The 17,651-nt window shown below is 69.3% G+C and carries 15 protein-coding genes and 1 riboswitch; of the genes, 1 reads left to right on the top strand and 14 read right to left on the bottom strand.

What is annotated here, in order from left to right:
* Nucleotides 1–4: 4 nt before the first annotated feature.
* Nucleotides 5–180: riboswitch (cyclic di-AMP (ydaO/yuaA leader) on the bottom strand.
* Between the two features lie 283 nt (nucleotides 181–463).
* Nucleotides 464–2,533, bottom strand: coding sequence for an alpha-galactosidase (locus OG390_RS44705; protein WP_406176030.1), 2,070 nt, complete (start codon nucleotides 2,531–2,533; stop codon nucleotides 464–466).
* 190 nt (nucleotides 2,534–2,723) lie between these two features.
* Between OG390_RS44705 and OG390_RS44700 the strand changes: the two genes are divergently transcribed.
* Nucleotides 2,724–3,521, top strand: a complete 798-nt coding sequence (locus tag OG390_RS44700) for a tyrosine-protein phosphatase (protein ID WP_406176029.1) — start codon at nucleotides 2,724–2,726, stop codon at nucleotides 3,519–3,521.
* A gap of 13 nt (nucleotides 3,522–3,534) precedes the next feature.
* On the opposite strand, the gene OG390_RS44695 is transcribed toward OG390_RS44700, so the two are convergent.
* The 13 genes from OG390_RS44695 to hpnC all read right to left on the bottom strand — a co-directional run bounded on the left by OG390_RS44695 (nucleotide 3,535) and on the right by hpnC (nucleotide 17,464).
* Nucleotides 3,535–3,651, bottom strand: a complete 117-nt coding sequence (locus tag OG390_RS44695) for a DUF6126 family protein (protein ID WP_369252793.1) — start codon at nucleotides 3,649–3,651, stop codon at nucleotides 3,535–3,537.
* Between the two features lie 32 nt (nucleotides 3,652–3,683).
* A complete protein-coding gene (locus tag OG390_RS44690) occupies nucleotides 3,684–4,328 on the bottom strand; it encodes a helix-turn-helix domain-containing protein (protein WP_406176027.1) in 645 nt (214 codons plus the stop codon).
* Between the two features lie 297 nt (nucleotides 4,329–4,625).
* Complete coding sequence (locus tag OG390_RS44685) at nucleotides 4,626–6,026, bottom strand: aspartate aminotransferase family protein (protein ID WP_406176026.1); 1,401 nt, start codon at nucleotides 6,024–6,026, stop codon at nucleotides 4,626–4,628.
* A complete protein-coding gene (gene dxs / locus OG390_RS44680) occupies nucleotides 6,023–7,957 on the bottom strand; it encodes a 1-deoxy-D-xylulose-5-phosphate synthase (protein ID WP_406176024.1) in 1,935 nt (644 codons plus the stop codon). The genes OG390_RS44685 and dxs overlap by 4 nt, the downstream gene beginning before the upstream one ends.
* A 27-nt stretch (nucleotides 7,958–7,984) precedes the next feature.
* Nucleotides 7,985–9,142: a flavodoxin-dependent (E)-4-hydroxy-3-methylbut-2-enyl-diphosphate synthase gene (gene ispG, locus OG390_RS44675; protein WP_406176023.1), complete on the bottom strand. Its 1,158-nt coding sequence runs from the start codon at nucleotides 9,140–9,142 to the stop codon at nucleotides 7,985–7,987.
* A 4-nt stretch (nucleotides 9,143–9,146) separates the two neighbouring features.
* Complete coding sequence (hpnH, locus tag OG390_RS44670) at nucleotides 9,147–10,169, bottom strand: adenosyl-hopene transferase HpnH (RefSeq protein WP_406176021.1); 1,023 nt, start codon at nucleotides 10,167–10,169, stop codon at nucleotides 9,147–9,149.
* Between the two features lie 5 nt (nucleotides 10,170–10,174).
* On the bottom strand, nucleotides 10,175–10,816 hold the full coding sequence (locus OG390_RS44665; RefSeq protein WP_406176019.1) for a 1-hydroxy-2-methyl-2-butenyl 4-diphosphate reductase: 642 nt from the start codon (nucleotides 10,814–10,816) through the stop codon (nucleotides 10,175–10,177).
* Nucleotides 10,816–12,819, bottom strand: coding sequence for a squalene--hopene cyclase (shc, locus tag OG390_RS44660; protein ID WP_406176018.1), 2,004 nt, complete (start codon nucleotides 12,817–12,819; stop codon nucleotides 10,816–10,818). Before shc ends, OG390_RS44665 begins: the two co-directional genes overlap by 1 nt.
* 113 nt (nucleotides 12,820–12,932) lie before the next feature.
* Nucleotides 12,933–14,051: a polyprenyl synthetase family protein gene (locus tag OG390_RS44655; protein WP_406178246.1), complete on the bottom strand. Its 1,119-nt coding sequence runs from the start codon at nucleotides 14,049–14,051 to the stop codon at nucleotides 12,933–12,935.
* Nucleotides 14,052–14,068: 17 nt separating this feature from the next.
* Nucleotides 14,069–15,478, bottom strand: coding sequence for a hydroxysqualene dehydroxylase HpnE (gene hpnE, locus OG390_RS44650; RefSeq protein WP_406176016.1), 1,410 nt, complete (start codon nucleotides 15,476–15,478; stop codon nucleotides 14,069–14,071).
* Nucleotides 15,475–15,615 carry a DUF6380 family protein gene (locus OG390_RS44645; protein WP_406176015.1) on the bottom strand — a complete coding sequence of 47 codons (141 nt, stop codon included), beginning with the start codon at nucleotides 15,613–15,615 and terminating at the stop codon, nucleotides 15,475–15,477. The genes hpnE and OG390_RS44645 overlap by 4 nt, the downstream gene beginning before the upstream one ends.
* Nucleotides 15,615–16,565, bottom strand: coding sequence for a presqualene diphosphate synthase HpnD (gene hpnD, locus OG390_RS44640; RefSeq protein ID WP_406176013.1), 951 nt, complete (start codon nucleotides 16,563–16,565; stop codon nucleotides 15,615–15,617). Before hpnD ends, OG390_RS44645 begins: the two co-directional genes overlap by 1 nt.
* Nucleotides 16,562–17,464 carry a squalene synthase HpnC gene (hpnC, locus tag OG390_RS44635; protein WP_406176011.1) on the bottom strand — a complete coding sequence of 301 codons (903 nt, stop codon included), beginning with the start codon at nucleotides 17,462–17,464 and terminating at the stop codon, nucleotides 16,562–16,564. The genes hpnD and hpnC overlap by 4 nt, the downstream gene beginning before the upstream one ends.
* Between the last annotated feature and the right edge of the window lie 187 nt (nucleotides 17,465–17,651).

Here is a 17,651-nt window from a genome sequence, read left to right as displayed (position 1 = left end):
GACGAATTCCTCTCCGGCGCCTGCGAGGTGAGCTGTCGGGTGCGGGCTGGAGATGCCCGGCCGCGCAATTGCACGGCTATACCCCTAGCCGTTCCGGAGACCGGAACAGGCATGGAACCTGTGGGTCCCCCGCTCCTGCCGTATGCGGGTGAGTGTGCGGATTCCGGGCGGCGGCAGGATTGGGCGTCCGTCCGGATTGAGGCTGAACGTAAGCGAGATGAGAACGCGTTCACAACCATGTGGCTTTTCTGTGCACACGCCCTTCTTGATCCATCACGGAATTCCGGTCACCCTCCGTGGATCGTCGATCTTTCCGACCTTTCAACCCGCCCGGGAATGGGGGCGGATTGAGAAAGGGCGGCCGCAACACATCGTCACGAATATGACGCTCCTCACGCACCTCGACCCACGATGCTTTATTCCAGGGCCACTTGTAACGAAGGCGCCAATTCGGACAGATCGCTCACATGCGACGCATTCGGATAACCGTCGCATCAAGGTCCCCCCGCAGCCCTGTCCGCAACCCGTGGTGCAGGAGCACCGCACCCCGGTACACTTCGCCCGTTTCGCGACACTCATACGCTTCTGTCGGGTCGAGTCCGCGCAGCCGGAGCGGGGCGACCGGCTCGCCGTGACGCTGGGCCTGGAGCCAGGCGAGGACGACGGTCTCATCGCCATGGACGTACTGCACCGCACTCAGCCCGCCCTCCGGGGGCCGCAGCCGGTAGAGGTCGCCGCGCTGCACAACGGGCCGGATCTCCTTGTAGAGATCCACCCACCCCCGTGCCTCGGCGAGCTCCTGCTCGCTCCACTCGCTCAGGTCGCCGCCGACGCCGAGCACCCCGGCCATGGCGCTCACGAAGCGAAAGCGCAGCGAGCTGACCCTGCCATTGAGCTGCGTGTTCGGGCTGTCCGTGACCCAGGCGGCCATGATCCGGGCCGGGTGGATCTGACTGAATCCGTACTGGATGGCGAGCCGGTCGAGCGGGTCGGTGTTGTCAGAGGTCCACACCTGGTCCGTACGCGCCATGATGCCGAGGTCAATACGGCCGCCACCGCCCGAGCAGGACTCGAAGGCGACCCCGGGGTGCGCGGCCCGCAGCCGGTCGAGCAGGGCGTACAGGGCCTCCACGTGCTCGACCCACAGCTTCTGCGGGTAGCGCTCGACGGACCAACCCGCGTCCGTGAAACAGCGGTTGAAATCCCACTTCACGTAGTCGATCGGAGCGCTGGAGAGCAGGCCGTCGAGCTGCTCCCAGAGGTACTCCTGAACGTCCGGGCGAGCGAGGTTCAGTACGAGCTGATTGCGGTACTCCGTCCTGGTTCGCCCCGGTTGGAACTGCACCCAGTCGGGGTGCGCACGATAGAGCTCGCTGTCCGGATTGACCATTTCCGGCTCGACCCAGATCCCGAACCGCATGCCCAGCGCGTGCACATAGTCACCGAGCGGCTTGAGCCCTGCCGGGAAGCGGTCCGGATTGGGGGTCCAGTCACCGAGCCCGGCCCGGTCACTGGTGCGCGCCCCGAACCAGCCGTCGTCGACCACGAACAGCTCGACACCCATCGCCGCGGCCCGGCGCGCGAGCACCCCCTGCTGCTCCTCGGAGATGTCGAAGGTGGTGGCCTCCCAGGAATTGAAGAGCACCGGCCTGTCCTCGTCCGCGTCAGGGATGACATACGCGCGCTGGTAGGCATGCCAGGCGCGGCTCGCTCCGCCGAAGCCGCCGTCGCTCCACAGTCCGGCGAAGACGGGGGTCGTGAACGACTCCCCTGGCTCCAGGCGCAACAGCCCGGAGTCGTCGTACCCCGCGCCGCCGGAGATCTGCACGCGCGCGTCGGGAAGTTGGGCCACGCAGATCCGCCACGAGCCCGACCAGCCGAGCGCGCACCCGTACACCTCGCCGTCCTCCTCGGTCGCCCCGCTGTCGATCGCGACCCAGGGCAGATGCTGGTGCCCGGTGTGTCCGCGCCGGCTGCCGATGACCTTCTCACCGTAGGTGAGGGGTGCGCGTACGAGCCGGGACTCGGCCGCCCATCGCCCGTGCAGCTGGGACAGCCGCCAGCCGTCGCGCTCCGGCAGCGTCCAGGTCGCGGAGTCGGCGCGCAGCAGTTCCAAAGCGGGGCCCTCGTTGGCGAGCGTCACCCAGCGCTCGACGACATCGCCGCGCATCCGGTAGTGCAGCGTGATGGCGAGCCCGGCGTCCGAGAAACGCAGGCGCAGCTCGTCGCCCTCCGTCTCGTGTGCCTCGAAGCGCCACTCCGTACCGCGGCGCTCGTCCGTGCGCATGGAAAGGGCGGGCCGTACGAAGCGCGGGCCGCCCTCGACCGGGTACTCCTCGCGCCCGTCGAGCGGGGACTCGAAGGGCCAGTACTGAGGCGCGGGCAGCGCGGCGAGCGCCTCGGCGTCGGCGAGCGCGATCCGTGGGCCCCAGTGCAGGTGCAGCAATTCGTCGCGTTCGGTGAGCCGCAGCGCGTAGCTGCTCGTCGGCCCCGAAAGAAGCCAGGTACGAACGTCCACGCCGACTTCGATCATCAGTCCCCCACAGATTCGAACAGGTGCGATCAGACGCCAACATCATCATGGGCCGGCGTCTCGGAGGCAACGCCTGTGGACAACTCATTGCCCCAGGAACCCATGTCGTATGGTCGAGAGCGCAACCCGCACACAAGCGCCAAGCGCCGCCGAGCCGAGCAGCGCCGACGGCCGAAGGGGAGGAGCCCCAGTGACGCAGCAGGTCCCGTCGACCGAGCCCGAGCTGGCAGGCGTGCGCAACTTCCGGGACGTGGGCGGCCTGCCCACCGTGGACGGCCGGCGCGTGAAGCAGGGACGGCTGTTCCGCAGCGGCCACCTGGCGCACGCCACCGAAGAGGACGCCGCGTTCCTCTCCTCCCTGGGCCTGCACACGATCTTCGACTTCCGCAATACCTCGGACCAGAAGCTGGAGGGCCCGGACGTCGAGCTGCCGGGCGTGCGGAACGTAAATCTTCCGCTGACCGACCCGGCCGACGGCGCCGAGTTCTGGAAGATGGTCCGCGACGGCGAGATCGACCAGCTCCGCTCGATCCTCGCGGACGGCAAGGCCGCCAACCGCATGATCAACTCGTACCGCACGATCATCGCGCAGCGCACGGCCGAGCACTCCCAGGTGCTGCACGCGCTGGCCGAGGACAGCGTGCCCGCGCTGATGCACTGCGCGGCGGGCAAGGACCGCGCGGGCCTGTCGATAGCCGTGACCCTCCTGGCTCTGGGCGTCGAGCTTGACGCGATCGTGGCCGACTACCTGGAGTCGAACGCCACGCACCGCCGCTACAAGGTGCACCGCAGCAGCAGCTCGGCCGCCGCGTACTCCCCGGAGGTCATGGAGCTGCTCAGCCCGCTGTTCGACGCACGCGCCGAATACCTGACGGCGGCCTTCGAGACGATCGAGCAGACCTGGGGCGGCGTCGATCCCTACCTGGAGCAGGCGCTGCGCATCACCCCCGAACTGCGGGAGCGACTGCGCGAGCGCCTGCTGGACTGAGCCCCGAAGCGACCTAGTGGCTCTGCGCGCCCAGCGTGAACAGCAGGTAGATGAAGGCCGCGAAGACATGGCCTACGGCGATGTAAATGATCAGCCGTATCCACAGGGCGCGCGGGAACCGCTCCTCCATGGACCGTCGCGTGCCGGGTTCCGTGGGTTCGGTCATGTCGTCTCTCCCGAGGTCGGGTGCCCCGTCGCCAGGCCGAGGCACAGCGCGGCGGTGGGGCTCTGCAGCAGGGTGTGTACGAAGAGGAGCTCGGCTCCGCCGCGATCCGCGGCGGCGATGCGGTGCGGTGTGAACGAGTCGAAGTGCGCGCTGTCGCCCGGTGCGAGCACATGTGCGGAGTCGCCGAGGCGCAGCCGCAGCCGCCCCTGGAGGACGTACAGCCACTCCTCGCCGGGGTGGACACGCACGATGTCGCCCTGCGAGTCGTACGGGACATGCACGCGCAGGGCCTGCATGCCCCGGCCCGGGGCACCGGCCTGCCAGTAGGTCCAGCCGCCCGCCCCGGTCGGCTCCATGTCGGCGGCGCGCACGATCGCGTCACGCTCGGCGACCGTCTCGCCGAGCAGCTCCGAGACGGTCGTACCGTAGATACGGGCGAGCGCGAGCAGCATCGGCAGCGAGGGCTGGCGCCGGCCGGTCTCCAGGCGGGAGAGGTGGGCCGGCGAGAGCCCGGCGGCGCGGGACGCGGCCTCCAGGGTCAGGGAGGCACGGCGGCGCAGCTCACGCAGTTGGGGTGCGACGGCGGGAAACTCGTCGGCCGCCCCCGGCTCGGAAGGGCTCGTACCCTCGGCAGGGTTCATGCCCTCCATTGAGCCGCAGTCTTGCCCGATAGGCAAATCTCTTGCCTAAGAGGCAAAAGATCAGCGCATGAGCCAGGGGCCCGGGCCGCGCTCACGGCAGGGAAAAGGGCGGACTCGATGCGCGAGCCCGCCCCTGACGCACCGCGGCTAGTGTCCTGCGCCATCAATTCGTCGTTAGTTCTTGGTGCCCCACTGCCGCCGACTTGGCCGAATACTCGCAGGCCGGGGCTGGATGGGCGGACAACCAACCCGGCCGGGCAAGGCGCGAATCCACCGACGAACTTCTGGCGCAGCGCACTAGCGGTTCGCCACCGCCTGCTTCACCAGCGTCTTCCCGAAGTCCCACATCAGCCCGCCCCCGCTGTGCGCGTCGTCCATCACGGCGGTGAAAGCCTCGACGAAGCGGTCGACGTCCTGCTCGCCGATGATCAGCGGCGGGATCAGCTTGATCACTTCCAGATGGTCTCCGGAGACCTGGGTGAGGATGCGGTGCCGTTGCAGCAGCGGGACGACCACCATCTGCGCAAAGAGGCCCTTGCGCGCGGCCTGGAGCATCGTCCAGCGGCTGCGCAGCTTCAGCGACTTGGGCCGCCCGAACTCGATGCCGATCATCAGGCCCCGGCCGCGTACATCGCTCAGCAGCTCGTACTTGTCCACGAGTGCCTCGAGCCGGGACTTCAGCCGCTCCCCCGTGGCCCGTACGCCCGCCACGATCTGCTCGTTCTCCATCACGGAAAGCACGGCGAGCCCCGCCGCCATGGCCTGCGCGTTCGAGCCGAAGCTCGCCGAGTGCACGAGGACCCGGTCCATCGACGAATAGACCTTCTTGAAGATCCAGTCCTTGCCGAGGGTCGCGCCGACCGGCACATACCCGCCGGACAGCGCCTTCGCCACGCACACCAGGTCCGGCTCGACGCCCTCCTCGTGCTGGTAGGCGTAGAAGTCCCCGGTCCGTCCGAGCCCGGTCTGCACCTCGTCCACGATGAGCAGCGCCTTGTGCTTGTGCAACAGCTCCTGGGCGGCGCGCAGATATCCGGGCGGGGCCTCGAGCACGCCCTTGCCCTGAATGGGTTCGACGATGAGCGCGGCGACGTCGCCCTTCTTCAGCTCCCGTGCCAGGACGTCGAGATCCCCGAGCGGGACAGGGGTGTCGGGCAGCAGCGGGGCGAAACCGTCGCGGAAGCCGTCCTCGCCGTTCACCGACAGCGAGCCGGTGGTCAGGCCGTGGAAGGCGTGCGAGCAGTAGAGGATCCGCGGCTTGCCGGTGGCGTACCGGGCGAACTTCAACGCGGTCTCGACCGCCTCTGTACCGCTGTTGCCGAAGAACACCCGATCCAGGTGCGGGCTGTGGACGAGCAGCTTCTCCGCGAGCAGTCCCGGCAGCGGCTGGCAGTCGAAGCGGGTGAGGTCGGCGAGCGAGGCGTCGAGGACGTCGTGCAGCGCCTGGCGGACGACGGGGTGATGACGGCCCAGGCCCATCACCCCGAACCCGGCGAGCATGTCCAGGTAGTCGTTGCCGTCCGCGTCCCAGAAGTGGGCACCCTCGGCCCGCTCGTACACCTTGTCGAAGCCGATGGTGTGCAGCATGCGCGGGAGCTGGTGGTTCAGAAACTTGGTGTGCAGCTCGTAGCGCTCGGCCCCTCGCTCGGCCAGTAGCGCGCCGAGGTCGAACTCCCGCTTCTGAGCAGGGTCGTTCATTCCTGTTTCTCCTTGGACAACTCATCCATGGACAGCTCGTCCTCGACCTTGGACAGCTCATCCTTGACGGCCAGACCGGCGCTGATCCGCCCGGCGATCTCGACGGGCGTGAGACCTATGTCGGCCAGCACCTCACCGCGCTTGGCGTGTGCGAGGAACTGCTCCGGGATGCCGAACCGCCGTACGGGTACGTCGACTTCGGCGTCCCCGAGTGCCAGCGCCACCGCCGCGCCGACGCCCGCCGCCCGGCTGTTGTCCTCGACGACGGCGACGAGCCGGTGCTCGGCGGCGAGGCCGGGCAGCGACGGGTCGACGGGCTTGACCCAGCGTGGGTCCACCACGGTGCATCCGATGCCGCGGGCTTCGAGCAGCTCGGCAGCCTGCAGACAGACCGGCGCCATGACACCGACGGCCGCCAACAGGACCTGCGGGATCTCCGAGCTGCGATGCAGGACATCCAGCCCGCCCACGTGGTCCACCGCCCCGATCGCCGGTCCCACCGACTCCTTCGGGAAGCGGATCAGCGTCGGCGCGTCGTCCACGGCGACCGCCTCCCGCAGCTGAGCCCGCAGCTGGTCGGCGTCGCGCGGCGCGGCGATTCTGAGGCCCGGCACGACCTGGAGGATCGACATGTCCCACATGCCGTTGTGCGACGCCCCGTCGACTCCCGTGACCCCGGCCCGGTCGAGGACGAAGGTCACGCCGCAGCGGTGCAGCGCGACGTCCATGAGGAGCTGGTCGAAAGCCCGGTTGAGGAAGGTGGCGTAGACGGCGACGACAGGATGGAGTCCGCCCGTGGCGAGCCCGGCCGCGGACACCGTGGCGTGCTGCTCGGCGATCCCGACGTCCCACACCCGGTCGGGGAACCTCTCGGCGAACTTCCCGAGCCCCACCGGATGCAGCATGGCCGCCGTGATGGCCACGACGTCCTCGCGCTCCTCCCCGATCCGGACGATCTCGTCGCCGAACACCGAGGTCCAGGAAGGCCCGTTGGAGGGCGCGAGGGGCTCGCAGGTGAGCGGGTCCATCACGCCGACCGTGTGGAAGTGGTCCTCCTCGTGCGCGAGTGCGGGCTCGTAGCCTCGGCCCTTCTCCGTCAGACAGTGAATGAGCACGGGCCCGTGAAAGCGTTTCGCGCGCCGCAGCGCCGACTCCACGGCCCCCACGTCGTGACCGTCGATCGGCCCGACGTACTTGAGCCCGAGGTCCTCGAACATGCCCTGCGGGGCGAACGCGTCCTTGAAACCCTTCTTCGCGCCGTGCAACGACTCGTAGATGGTGTTTCCGACGACGGGCGTGCGCAGCAGCACGTCCTTGCCCCAGGCGAGGACCTTCTCGTAACTGTCCGTCGTACGAAGGGTCGCGAGGTGGTTGGCGAGGCCGCCGATGGTCGGTGCGTAGGAGCGTTCGTTGTCGTTGACGACGATGATCAGCGGGCGGTCCTTGGCGGCCGCGATGTTGTTCAGCGCCTCCCACGCCATACCGCCGGTGAGCGCGCCGTCGCCGATGACCGCGACGACATGGCCCTTCTCGCCCTGTACCTGACGGGCCTTGGCCAGCCCGTCCGCCCAGCCGAGCGCCGTGGAGGCGTGGCTGTTCTCGATGATGTCGTGCTCGGACTCCTCGCGCGACGGATAGCCGGACAGGCCGCCCTTGCCGCGCAGCTTGGAGAAGTCCTGACGCCCCGTCAGCAACTTGTGTACATAGCTCTGGTGGCCGGTGTCCCACAGGATGCGGTCGACGGGTGACTCGAAGACCCGGTGGAGCGCGATGGAGAGTTCCACCACTCCCAGGTTGGGCCCGAGGTGGCCGCCGGTCCTGGCGACCGCGTGCACCAGGAACTCCCGTATCTCTTCGGCCAGTTCACCGATCTCCGCCTCGGACAGCGCCTTCAGGTCGCGTGGTCCCCGGATGTTCTCCAGAATCGTCACGCTCGGCCCCCTCTCGGTCCGTGCTGATCAACTCACGGTGACGGCCGGTTCTCCGGACGCGACGCCGTCGTTCTCCATCTGCTCGGCGATCTTCATCGCCTCGTCGATGAGGGTCTCGACGATCTTCGACTCGGGCACGGTCTTGATGACCTCGCCCTTGACGAAGATCTGCCCCTTGCCGTTGCCGGAGGCGACCCCCAGGTCCGCCTCCCGCGCCTCTCCGGGGCCGTTGACGACGCAGCCCATGACCGCGACGCGCAACGGGACCTCCATCCCCTCCAGACCGGCCGTGACCTCGTCGGCCAGCTTGTACACATCGACCTGGGCGCGCCCGCAGGACGGGCACGAGACGATCTCCAGGCGGCGCTGCTTGAGGTTGAGGGACTCCAGGATCTGGAGGCCGACCTTGACCTCCTCGGCCGGCGGCGCGCTCAAGGACACCCGGATGGTGTCCCCGATCCCCTCACTGAGCAACGCCCCGAAGGCGACGGCCGACTTGATGGTCCCCTGGAACGCCGGACCGGCTTCCGTCACACCGAGGTGCAGCGGGTAGTCGCACGCGGCCGCCAGCTGCCGGTACGCGTTGACCATGACCACGGGGTCGTTGTGCTTCACCGAGATCTTGATGTCCCGGAAGTCGTGCTCCTCGAAGAGCGACGCCTCCCACAGCGCCGACTCGACCAGCGCCTCGGGTGTCGCCCTGCCGTACTTCTGCAGCAGTCGCCGGTCGAGGGAGCCGGCGTTGACACCGATCCGGATCGGCGTGCCGTGATCCTTCGCAGCCCGCGCGATCTCCTTCACCTTGTCGTCGAACTGCTTGATGTTGCCGGGGTTCACCCGCACCGCCGCACAGCCCGCCTCGATCGCGGCGAACACGTACTTCGGCTGGAAGTGGATGTCCGCGATCACCGGGATCTGCGACTTGCGGGCGATCGTGGAAAGAGCGTCCGCGTCGTCCTGCGTGGGGCAGGCGACCCGGACGATCTGGCAGCCGGACGCGGTGAGTTCCGCGATCTGCTGCAAGGTGGCGCCGATGTCCGACGTACGCGTCGTCGTCATCGACTGCACCGACACCGGTGCTCCGCCCCCGACCGCCACCGGTCCGACCTGGATCTGCCGTGAGACACGGCGCTCCGCGATCGGCCGAACCGGCACCTCGGGGAGGCCCAAGGAAACGGCGGTCATGACGTCACCCGCGGCTTTCCGTGAAGGTCTCGCGGGCGGCGCGCAGCGACTCCTTGAGGGAGCCCATGGTGGCGAGGACCGCGGTCGGCTCGTAGCCGCAGTGGGCCATGCAGTTGGCGCACCGGTCGTCCTTGCCGCGGCCGTACGCGTCCCAGTCGGTCTCTTCCAGGAGCTGCTTGTACGTCTGCACGTACCCGTCGCTCATCAGATAGCAGGGCCTCTGCCAGCCGAAGAGCGAGTAGCTGGGGATCGCCCACGCGGTGCACGGGAAGTCGACCTTGCCCTCCAGGAAGTCCAGGAAGAGCGGACTCTGGTTGAGCCGCCAGCGGCGTCGGTTGCCGCCCGCGAAGGCCTTCTTGAACAGTTCCCGGGTCTGCTGGACACCGAGGAAGTGCTCCTGATCGGGGGCCTTCTCGTAGGCGTAGGCGGGCGAGAGCATCATCTCGTCCACCTTCAGGTCGTCGTTGAGGAAGTTGAGGACCTCGATGATGGTCTGCGGGGTGTCGGTGTTGAAGAAGGTCGAATTGGTGGTGACGCGGAAGCCGCGCCGCTTGGCCTCCTTGATGGCCTCGACCGCCTCGTCGAACGTTCCCTCCTTGGCCACCGACTCGTCGTGCCGCTCCCGCAGCCCGTCGATGTGCACGGCCCACGCGAAATAGGGCGAGGGCTTGAACTTGTCCATCTTCTTGCGCATCAGCAGCGCATTGGTGCACAGGAAGACGAACTTCTTCTTGGCCACCAACTGCCGTACGATCTCGTCGATCTGCGGGTGCATCAGCGGCTCGCCGCCGGCGATGGACACCATCGGGGCACCGGACTCGAGAACCGCTCCCACGGCCTGGGCCACTGGCATGCGCTGCTTGAGCACACCCGCCGGGTGCTGGATCTTGCCGCAGCCCTCGCATTTGAGGTTGCACGCGAAGAGCGGTTCCAACTCGACCAGAAGCGCGAACTTGTCCCGCTTCCTGAGCTTCTGTTCAAACAGGTACGCAGCGACCTTCATGGTCTGCCGAAGCGGCATGGCCATCTGGCTCACCTCCGAGGGAGCAACAAAGAACGGTGCCATTCAAAAAAAGCGGGAAGCACGGCACGAAGAACGCGGAAAGCTGATATTCCACCGCGTACCGTGCCGATACGGACGAGTTCATGTTCCGGAGCGTCCACGACCACCCGGACGGCCGCAACCGGGCGGCCGCCCGTGCGCACGGCGCTGTGGAGCGTGGCCGCCGACTCCATATCGACCGCGATTGCGCCGGTCGCGAGCAGATCCGACCGTTCGTGACCGCGGACGACGTGATCGGAACCGGTGAGGGGTCCTGTGTGGACCGTGCGCCCGGGCACGGTGCGTACGAGTTCCTTGACGAGCAGATCGATGCCCACGCACGGGGTGGTGCCGCGCGGGTCCCGGGTCTCCTCGGCGACGACCAGGTCACCGGGGTGCATGCCCGGGGCGAGCCCCGCGCAGAAGCCCGTGGCCAGGACTCCGGCCTCGCGCAGCGCCGGGTCGGCGAGCACCCGGGCGACCGAGCGTTCGGCCGCCTTGGGTCCCATGCCCGTACGCAGCACGGTGACAGGCCCGTCGGCCCCGGAGCGGTCGCCGCTGCGCAGGGCGAGGTGCTCGATGCCGAGCGCGCAGGCGATCAGCAGCGGGGCCGGGGCCGGCTTCGTGCTCATCAACCCCCCTTGGCCTCGGCGAAGGGCTCGCCGTGGACGTACCGGCCGAGAGCGGTGAGCGGGAAGACCTGCCGGTAGAGGTGGTAGTTGATCGAGAAGTCCCACGGGAAGCCGGTTCCCGTGAAGTACGGCTCGTCCCAGGAACCGTCCGCCAGCTGCGTCGCCGCGAGCCACTCGACCCCGCGCTCCACGGCCTTGGAGTCGCGCTCCCCCGCGGCCAGCAGGGCGAGCAGGGCCCAGCCGGTCTGGGAGGCGGTCGAGGCGCCCCGTCCGCTCCACTCGGCGACGTCGTGGTAGGAGCGCAGGTCCTCGCCCCAGCCGCCGTCGTCGTTCTGCACGGCTTCCAGCCAGGCCACCGCCCGGCGGATCGCCGGGTGCGAGGCGGCCAGTCCCGCTGCCACGAGCGCCGGGAGCACAGACCCCGTTCCGTACACGTAGTTGACGCCCCAGCGCCCGAACCAGGAGCCGTTCGGTTCCTGGTGGGCCAGCAGCCACTCGATGCCCCGCCGGGTGCGCGGGTCGTGCGAGAGTCCCTCGACGGCGAGCATCTCGACGACATGCGCGGTGACGTCCGCGGACGGCGGGTCGATGACCTCCCCGAAGTCGCAGAACGGCAGCCGGTTGGGGAAGGCGCTGGTGTTGTCTACGTCGAAGGCGCCCCAGCCGCCGTCCTTGGACTGCATGCCGAGGTTCCAGCGCACCCCGCGCCCGATGGCGCTCTCGACGCCGTCCGGGTCGTGGTGCTTGACGCGGCGCAGCGCGAGGACGACCTCCGCGGTGTCGTCGATGTCGGGGTAGTTGTCGTTGTGGAACTCGAACGCCCAGCCACCGGGCGGGAGGTGGGGCCGCTTGACCGCCCAGTCACCGGGCCGGACGATCTCCTCGCCGAGCATCCAGTCCGCGGCCTTCACGAGCTGCGGATGGTCGGCGGGCAGACCCGCGTCGGCGAGCGCGATGGTCGCCAGGCAGGTGTCCCACACCGGTGACTGACAGGCCTCGATCATCCGGGCACCGTCCTCGCGCCACACGGCGAAACGGTCCAGCGAGGCCAACCCCTCGCGCATCACCGGGTGTTGGAGGTCGTATCCGAGCAGATGGAGGGCGATGACCGAGTACACGGCGGGCGGCTGGATGCCTCCCCAGCAGCCGTCGTTCTCCTGTCGCTCGATGATCCAGCGCGCCGCCGAGTTCATCGCGGCCCTGCGCAGCCGGCGCGGCGCGAATTTGCGGTACTGGTGCAGCGCCTTGTCGAGGCGCTGAAAGGCACCGTCCCAACTCGCCACGGGAGCAAGCGGCTTGACCGGATTGGGGTGAGCGGCGTCGGTGTGCAGCTCGTCGAGCGGGAACGGCGCGGGCCGCACCGGACGCTTCGCCGAGACGATGGTGAGCGGCACGATCGTCTGCCGCGCCCAGCACCCGAACTCGTAGATGTTGAGCGGCATCCACTTCGGGAAGTAGATGAGCTCCGGCGGGAGCTCCGGCAGGTCGTCCCACTTCCACCAGCCGAACAGGGCGAGCCAGATCCGGGTGAAGACACGGGCCGAGGCGATGCCGCCCCGCTCGCGGATCCACGCCGACGCCTTCGCCATGTGCGGCTCGTCCGGGGCGTCCCCGGCCATCCGCAGCGCGACGTACGCCTCGATGGTGGTGGAGAGTTCACCCGGGCCGCCGTAGAACGTCGCCCAGGTGCCGTCGTCGCGCTGTTCCCCACGAATGAACAGCCCGGCGGCGCGTGTGGTCGACTCGTCGCGAATGCCCAGGAACTGACGGAGGAGCAGGTCCTCGGCGTCCATCGTGACGTTCGTCTCGAGGTCGCCCTTCCACCAGCCCTGAGCGTCCTGCCGCGAGAGCAGGAAGTCGGTGGCGCGCTGCATCGCGCGCGTGGCGGCGTCTCGGGTCTCGACTGTCCCGGCCGCCACGGGAGTCGTCTGAAGTTGTGTTTCGCTGGCCGAGGCAGCGCGGGGCGGCAGGGCCCCGGTGCTTCCGTCGGTCGTCGCTGTCATGGCTTCCCCTTCGTGCAGTGGTACGTCTCTGCTGTGGGTCCGCCGTCGGCCGGTGCTTCGCTCTCCCGCGGCACCGGCCGGCGACTACGCGAGGTTTATTCGACCGATAGTGATCATCTCTTCCGTACGACGACGAAGTCGGCGAGCGCCACGAACTGCGCCCGCACCTGGTCGGGCATCCGGACGGCGTCCAGTGCCTCGACGGCGATGGTGTGCTGGCGACGGGCCTCCTGGGCGGTCCACTCGCGGCCGCCCGCTTCCTCGATGAGCGCGGCGCGCGCGGCGAACTCCTCCTCGGAGAAGTTCTCGAAGTCGCTGGCCTTGGCGTCCTCGGCGAGCAATTCGCCGAGGCGCTCGGAGGCGGGTCCGCCCGCGGCGAGCGCGGCCACCACGGGCAGGGACTTCTTGCGCTGGCGCAGATCGCTCCAGGTCTGCTTTCCGGTGGCCTCCGGGTCGCCCCAGATGCCGAGGAGGTCGTCGACGGCCTGGAAGGCCAGGCCGAGGTGGTAGCCGTACTTCTCCAGCGTGTCGGCGGTGAAGTCGTCGGCGCCGCCGAGCACCGCGCCGATGGAGCAGGCGCAGGCGAGCAGGGCGCCCGTCTTGTTGCCCTCCATCTCCAGGCACTCCTCGACGGTGACCCGGTCGCGGTGCTCGTAGGAGATGTCCTGGGCCTGACCGTCGATCAGGGCGCGGGTGGCGGTCGTCAGACGGCGCGTGGCTCGGCCCGCCTCGGCGGTGCCGAGCTCCAGGAGGACCTCGTTGGCCAGCGCGAACAGGGCGTCGCCGACGAGGATGGCCTGGGCGGGCCCGTGCACCTTCCAGACGGTGTCGCGATGGCGGCGCTGTTCGTCACCGTCCATCAGGTCGTCGTGCAGCAGTGAGAAGTTGTGCACCAGTTCAACGGCGACCGCACCCGGCACACCCACCTCGGGGGCGGCACCGGCGGCCTGTGCGGACAGGACGGCGAGCGCGGGGCGTACGGCCTTGCCACCGTCGCCGTCCGCGGGGTTGCCCTCGGCGTCGATCCAGCCGAAGTGGTAGGCGGCGACGGTGTCCATGGGCGCCGCCAGGCGGTCGACGGCCGCCTTCAGCACCGGTGTGGCCAGGGTCCGGCCGCGCTCGAGGAGCGCGGTCACGTCCACCGCGTCGGCAGCCGTTTCGGCCGGGGGCACAGTGGGCACAGTCTCTCCTCTTGTTGCGATACGGGGGGTGCGGGGGCCTGCGGTGCTCATATCGATCTGCTCGAGCGTCATGCCGCCTCCTCGAAGAGCTCGATGAGGTGATCGCGGGGCCGGCCCAGGGCGCCCAGCGCGGCGCCCGCCGCACTGACGCCACTGCGGACCGCACTCTCCATGGTCGCGGGCCACCCTGTGGCGGTCCACGATCCGGCCAGGTACAGGCCGGGGGCCTTGGTGCGGGCGCCGGGCCGCAGCCGCCCGACGCCGGGGGTGGGGGCAAACGTCGCCGTGCGCTCCCGGGTTACGAAGAAGTCCTTCACTTGCGCGCCGCGCGCCGCGGGCAACAGCCGCTCCAGCTCCGGCAGATAGCGCTCGCGCAGTACGGAGACGGGTTCGTCGATCTCGTCCTGCGCGGCCGACTGCGAGAGGGCCACGTACTGCCCCTCGCGCAGCCCGGACGCCTCGGTCCGGTCGAAGACCCACTGCACCGGGGAACCCAGCGCCGCGAAGAACGGCCTGCTGAGCACCTTCCGGTCGTAGACGACATGGACGTTGAGGATCGGCGCGGTGCCGATCTCGAGGAGCCGCTCAGGGGCGTCGAGCGCGCCCTGGGGCAGCAGATCGTGGGTCTCGCGCTGGGGTACGGCGAGGACGACCGCGTCGGCCTCGACGCTCTCGCCGGGAACCTGAACGCTCCAACGCCCGTTTTCGTTGGGGGAGATGGAGGTGACGCGTGTACGGACTTCGGTACGGACGCCCGCGGAGTCGAGCGCCTTGCGGGCCAGGGTGTCGTGCAGTTCGCCCAGCGGGACGCGTGCCCAGCCGATGTCGGCCGCGCCCGGGTCGGACAGCAGACCGGTCTTGAACACCATCGCGGCGAGCCCGAGCGAAGCATCCGAGGCCACCGCGTTGAGGGTGGCGACCCCCACGAGGTCCCACAGTGCTTCGACGGCACGCTCCGACTGACCGTGCTGGGCGAGCCAGCTGCCGAAGTTCTGCGCGTCGAGCGCCGGATCGGTGAGATCCAGGCCCTTGAGCGCCAGCGCGGCACGGCCGACTTTCGCGCGCTCGGCGAGCGACAGATGCTGATACGTCGCGAGGCTGCGCGCCAGATGCAGCGGTACGGGCAGCGCGGTGCGGCCGATTCTGCCGAGCCGTCGCCCGGGCTTGGCCTCAGCGTCGAGAACGGGCACGTCGAGACGATCCTGCAGCGGCGCCAGCGAGGCTCCGTCGACGCGGTCGAGAAACCAGCGGTAGGCGGTGCAGCAGCGCAGATACACATGCTGTCCGTTGTCCACGGTGAGATCGCCGCGCTGGAAGGAGAAGGCGAGACCGCCGAGCCGCGGCCGTCCTTCGAGCAGCGTCACGCGCACGCCGGCGTCGGCCAGCGCGAGCGCGGCCGTGATCCCGGCGAGCCCGCCGCCGACGACCACGGCGGCCGCCCCGCCGGAGCTGCCCGCGGGCTGCGTGACCTCGCTCATCGTGCACCCTCCCCCTGGAACCCGCCGTGATGATTGAACCGTGCACGGCAGGCCGTTGCAGTCAGGGACGCCACCCGCTGCCGGAGGGTTGCCTGCCGCTTTTCGTCGGTCGAATCACCTTGGCCCAAATTGTCCATCAGGTGCGCCTCCTGACGGTGTGCCGGGACACATGGCGGGCGTCGAGGCCGGAGAGACCGCGCACGGCGACATACGCCTTCTCGCGTCCGGGCAGCGAGACGCGGCCGCGCAGCACGGCCTCCGGCTCGCGCTCGATGCGGTCGAGGAGGCGGCGGTAGATGCCGGCCATCGCCGCGACACAGGCGCCGCTGCGCCGGTCCAGCATGGGCAGCAGCCGGTATCCCTCCGCGAAAAGAGCGCGGGCCCGACGCACTTCGAAGTGCACGAGGCCCGCGAAGTCGGAGCCCTCCGGTGGAGTCGGCCCGTTGAACCCGGCCGAGCAGCCGAACTTGGCGAGGTCGTCGGAGGGCAGATAGGTACGCCCGCCTTCGGCGTCCTCCCGTACGTCCCGCAGGATGTTGGTGAGTTGGAGCGCGAGCCCGAGCGTGTCGGCATACTCCGGCGCGCGCTCGGCGCCGCGCGCCCCCGGTTCCGTACCGAACACGCCGAGCGAGAGCCGCCCGATCGCCCCGGCCACGCAACGGCAGTAGACCTTCAGGTCGTCCCAGGTCTCGTACGTCTCGCCGCGTACGTCCATGAGGACGCCATCGATGAGTTCGTCGAGGCCCTCGAGGGGCACCGGGAAGTTCCGGGCGGTGTGGCTGAGCGCGACCGCGACCGGGTCGGTGTCGTCCTCGTCGACGGAGCCCTCGCGGACCCGCGCGAGCAGTGCCCGGGTGTCCTCGAGCCGGGCCGCCTTGACGTCCGGCGCGAGCGCACCGTCGCCGATGTCGTCGACACGCCGCGAGAACGCGTAGAGAGCCGACATCGCACGGCGCTTGGGCGTCGGCAGAAGCCTGATGCCGTACGCGAAATTACGGGCCTGCTGACCGGTCACTGTCTCGCAGTAGCTGTAAGCGGCGAGTACCGGTGCGGACACGTGTTGTTCCGACTCCACGGTCCGGATCACCCCTCTCCTCGCAGAGTCACTCCCACCTCGCGCAGCAACTGGAGCTTGCCGGGCTTGGGCGGGCCGGGAAGTACGTCGTATTCAGCGGCGGCAATCGCACGGATTGCCGCCCTTCCCCCCGCAATGAACCCCGCGAGCAGCAGCTTCAGCCTGCCGTGGACGCTACCCACGAGGGGGGTGCCTTCATTCAGGAGGTTCAAGGCGCGTTCTGCTTCGTATGCAACCAGTGCTCGTACCGAGGCGCCTGCTGTGACGGCGGCGAGATCCGCCTCCTGGACGTGGAAGCGCTTCATGTCCTCGGCAGGCAGGTAGACACGGTCGCGACCGAGGTCCTCAGCGACGTCCTGGAGGTGTTCGACGATCTGCAGCGCCGTGCACACCGCGTCGGAGCGGCGGACGCGCTCGGGCGTGGAGGTACCCGTGACGGAGAGGACCAGGCGGCCGACGGGGTTGGCGGACAGCTCGCAGTAGGCGACGAGGTCGTCATAGGTCTCGTACCGCTTGACGAGTTGGTCCTGGCGATTGGCCGCGATCAGGCCGAGGAAGGGCTCGGGGGTGAGGCCCGCGCGGCGGACGGTGGGCTGGAGCCGGCGCAGCAAGGGGTGGCGCGGGATCGAGTCGAACACGCGGTGAAGATCGGTTTCGAAGGCGTCCAGCAGAAGGAGACGATCCTCGGCCTCCTCGGGCGACACGCCGAGGAGGCGGGCGTCCGCGCCACCCGGGGCGAGGTCGCCGTCACCGATGTCGTCGACGAGGCGGGCGAAGCCGTAGACGGCCATCAGGTTCTCGCGCCAGGCCTTGGGCAGGAAGAAGGGCGCCACGGGGAAGTTCTCGCCCGCAGCCTTGTCGAGGGTGTCGCGCTCCGGATCGCCGGTGCGCGCCGTCCCGGCTTCGGTCACCGCTCGCCGCCCGGCGCGAGGACGGCACACGCATCGCGGAGCTGGAGAGTTTCCGTAGCCATTGCCGTCACATCTCCCGTTCTACACTGCCGACCCAATAGTGCCCATTTCGGACACGCCGCCCGGAGGTCCGCGCAGCGCGCCGGTGCCGGGTGTCGCGCATTATCGCCCTACTTGCCGCGAATCA

Source organism: Streptomyces sp. NBC_00996 (assembly GCF_045162675.1).
Taxonomy (GTDB): Bacteria; Actinomycetota; Actinomycetes; order Streptomycetales; family Streptomycetaceae; genus Streptomyces.
The sequence above is the reverse complement of the archived record's forward strand: the minus strand, read 5'-3'. Positions and strand labels throughout refer to the sequence as shown.